This is a genomic window from bacterium (genome assembly GCA_040755795.1).
In the GTDB taxonomy this organism is placed as follows: domain Bacteria; phylum UBA9089; class CG2-30-40-21; order CG2-30-40-21; family SBAY01; genus JBFLXS01.
Window position 1 is genome coordinate 1 of record JBFLXS010000623.1, and the last position, 1,715, is coordinate 1,715.

The 1,715-nt window shown below is 34.5% G+C and carries 3 protein-coding genes; all 3 read right to left on the bottom strand.

Translation table 11 applies throughout. The features are described from left to right. Positions 1-149 precede the first annotated feature (149 nt). Positions 150-383, bottom strand: a complete 234-nt coding sequence (locus AB1414_20330) for a hypothetical protein (GenBank protein ID MEW6609761.1) — start codon at positions 381-383, stop codon at positions 150-152. Between the two features lie 353 nt (positions 384-736). Next, on the bottom strand, positions 737-1,225 hold the full coding sequence (locus tag AB1414_20335) for a hypothetical protein (protein MEW6609762.1): 489 nt from the start codon (positions 1,223-1,225) through the stop codon (positions 737-739). Then, a partial coding sequence (locus AB1414_20340) for a hypothetical protein (GenBank protein MEW6609763.1) occupies positions 1,203-1,715 on the bottom strand: 513 nt, incomplete at its 5' end. The genes AB1414_20335 and AB1414_20340, both read right to left, overlap by 23 nt.

Consider the following 1,715-nt stretch of genomic DNA (forward strand, 5'->3'; position numbering starts at 1 on the left):
AATATAGTTAGTTATACATGAAATTCTTTTTCCCCTTTCCCCAATTTTCTCCATTTCCCCTTTCTTACACCTAAAAAAACGCAAAAGTTCAACAATAAGTTATGTAAAATATCAATTCACAATTCAAGATGCGACCCCTATCCCCGACCCTACTGGTAGTCTGACTCCTTTCTGCCTCTTCCACAATTCAAGATGCGACCCCTATCCCCGACCCTACTGGTAGTCTGACTCCTTTCTGCCTCTTCAAACATATATGCAGGGAATAAATAGTCTTCTCCTGTATCGTCTATTATTCTATAATAGTCACCTCCATTTTCAATAGAAACTACTTCATAAATTTTGCCAATGGTTAAAGAACATCTTAATCCATGTTTTACCTCTATATCTTTATCTTCCAAAACTATATAGCTATCATTACTAATACATTTTACTTTCATGATCTTACCCCCCTCTACTCTTCCAACCATCTTTTTACTTTATACTCTACCTTGCCAATTCCATGAGCTTCATACCAATGAACTTCGGCTTTACGTATTCTACCAGATTCATCTTTAGCATAGGCAATCCCTTTTTTCTTTTTCCAGTTTTTCCCTCCATAAGTCTCCTTTAGCCTCTTTATGTCTTTAATTCCATGCCCTTTTGCAATAGTTTTAACAGTACTTTCCTCTATTTTTACAACAGATTCTTTTCCTATAAATCTCCCACTATACCCTACTTATGTGCCCATTTGTTGTAATCAGCCCACTAACCACAAAGATCTTCTGTATTCATCATCATCACCAATCAAATTCTCTGCATAAAAACATTTAACATCCAAACCTTTCAATCTAAATAAATCTAAGTCAATAAGTAAAAAATCATTGAAATCAATTACCCATGGTTCACTGCCTTTTGGAAATAGATATAGAGAAGGTGGAGTTATATCAAATTCCTGTTCTAATTCATCTGGGGTTTGGAAATTTGCACCAATTGGTGTTTCTTTAGATTTAAGTGAAAAAGCTAATGCAACAGTAAAAGGAAGTTGTCTTTTATTTCGAGATTCAAGTGCAGTTTTCAGACATTTAATAGAGCCAGGTATCCAGTTTTCCCTCAATGTTAAAGATAAATCTACTTCATCAATATGAAAATCATCATATTGTAGATATTTTTTGTCTTTAATATTATTTATAATCCATCTATCAATTTTTTCTGTAATATTTGTATTATTTAGGAAGCTTCCACCCATGGTGTTTTAACCACTCCTTTTCTTGATTTGTCAAGTATCTATATCCATGTTTCCATGTACCATTTTTATTTAATGCGCTACCATCTTTAAAATGAACATGATCTTGTTCACCTTTAATTTTTCCTTTATCTACTCGTTTAATATTTTTAGGTGCCTTCCTTGTGATAATCTCCTTATTCATTTGATTCACTTTTCCTGTAATTTCTTTTCCTACACCTCTTGCTCCAACTTTACCTATACCTTTTCCTATTAACTTACCCCCACCAACAAGAACTGTCTTTATTCCACCAACAACTATCCTCCCTGCACCAATAATATCTGTAGGACTTGCTGGGTCGCTAATAATTGTTTCTTCCTCTGGTCTAGGTACTACACCTAAAATAGGTAATAAAGCATTTGCTATTCCAGAACCAATACCCAAGTATGCACCTTCTCTTGCACCTGCCCAGAAATCTCCACCACACATTAATGAACTTACGCCACCATATAT